The 2,075-nt window shown below is 41.7% G+C and carries 1 protein-coding gene; it reads left to right on the top strand.

Features of this window, described 5'->3' with window-relative positions; all coding sequences use genetic code 11:
* On the top strand, positions 1–1,581 hold a 1,581-nt coding region (locus Q8907_16655; protein ID MDP4275900.1), incomplete at its 5' end, for a glycoside hydrolase family 127 protein.
* Between the last annotated feature and the right edge of the window lie 494 nt (positions 1,582–2,075).

Below are 2,075 nucleotides of genomic sequence, written 5' to 3'. Positions count from 1 at the left end.
GAAGACTGGTGGCCCAAAATGGTCATGTTAAAAGTACTTTGTCAATATTATTCGGCCACAAAGGATCAACGGGTTATTCCATTCATGACCAGGTATTTCCGTTATCAATTTCAAAACCTTAATGCTTGCCCTTTGAAACATTGGACTGAATGGGCACAATCCCGTGGTGAGGATAATATCATGGTCGTTTATTGGCTGTATAATCTTACCAAGGATAAGTTTCTGCTCGACCTTGCTGATCTTCTTTACAAACAGACCTTTGCCTGGACCGATTGGTTTTCAAGCCGGGATTGGGTAATCAATGCTGCTGCCCAGCAAAACAATGTTGACTGGATGCACCGTCATGGCGTTAATGTTGCCATGGGGCTTAAAACCCCCGTCATTTATTATCAATCTCAAAACGATCCCAAGTATCTGGCTGCATTTAAGACCGGATTTTCAGATTTGATGAATTTGCATGGGCTACCCATGGGAATTTTTTCTGCCGATGAAGATCTGCACGGGAATGCTCCAACCCAGGGAACTGAACTTTGTGCCATTGTGGAAACCATGTTTTCCCTGGAAAATGCTATAGGTATAACCGGCGACAATATGTATATGGATGCATTGGAGCGCATGGCTTTTAATGCATTGCCAACTCAAACAACGGATGATTATAACATGAAACAATATTTCCAGATAGCCAATCAGGTACAGGTAAGCCGCGGGGTTTTTGATTTCTCCCTGCCTTTTGGCCGGGAAATGACCAATGTGTTTGGTGCCCAGTCGGGTTATACCTGTTGTCTGGCCAATATGCATCAGGGCTGGACCAAATACACAACCCACCTTTGGTTTGCTACTCCTGATAATGGATTGGCCGCATTGGTTTATGGACCTTGCAAAGTTACGGCAAAAGTGGCAGATGGATCCGAAGTGACTATCAATGAAGAGACTGCATATCCATTCCGGGGGAATATCGATTTTACCCTTTCTTTGAGGAAAAAATCATCATTTCCTTTGGAGTTCCGCATTCCCAAATGGTGTTCGGAAGCCACATTTACCCTTAACGGCGTAAAGCTTCGCTCCGATAAAGGAAACCAGGTAATCCGTATTGCCCGCGAATGGAATAATAATGACAAACTTTCTGTTAATTTTTCCATGCAGGTTACAACCAGCAATTGGGGCCGAAACTCAAGGACTGTGGAACGGGGCCCTCTGGTGTATGCTCTTAAAATTGGAGAAAGATGGGAGAAGAAAAATATAAAGGAAGAAGGTGATTTTTATGAAATCTATCCCACTACCCCCTGGAATTATGGGCTTGTCCGTTCTGTTGTTGACGATCCGGTTAAAAATTCTGTAGTCGTTGAAAAACCATTGAAGGGTGATTTTTATTGGAACCAGGCTAATGCACCCGTTGAAATCCAGGTGGCAGCAAGAAAAATACCCGGATGGATACTGGTAAATGGGGTGGCCTATCAGCCTGTTACCTCCCGTGAGGGTATATATCAGGGGAAAGTTGCTGATTCTGTTGAAAAAATCACCTTGTTGCCCTATGGATGTAGCAAGATCAGAGTTGTTGCCTTTCCGGTGGTGAAAAATTAATTATTACGTATGAAATGAACAGGTTCGCGAATAAAACATAAAACGCCAATGATCCGTAAACTGACGGATCACCGTGGGTAATAATACATGGGTATCTCATACGACAGCAAAAAATTAATTATTTTCGTATAAAATAGGCTGAAGGTGTTTATAGTCCCGTTAGGGACTAAATATTGGTAGAAAAACAAATAGGCATCAGATAAAAGTCCCGTCAGGGATGAAATAGATAAAAGGTTTGAACGTGATTATGAAGACCGATATGTATTTAAGCTGATTGAACGTGATTATATCGTACCTGACGGCACTTAAAGACTATTGGGTTATTCCTTTTTATTACCGGTATATTGTCCCTAACGGGACAAAGATATGGATGATAAGGAATAGAGTTTCCTATAGGAGAATCCGCCATGTGCGGATCCTTTCGACATTATAAATTAAAATGCTCATGTTTGCGGATAAAACACAAAGGTAAAATAGCAAACATGAAGTTTTAT

It is taken from the genome of Bacteroidota bacterium (assembly GCA_030706565.1).
Lineage (GTDB): Bacteria > Bacteroidota > Bacteroidia > Bacteroidales > JAUZOH01 > JAUZOH01.
This window is presented reverse-complemented; position numbering and strand designations above follow the sequence as displayed.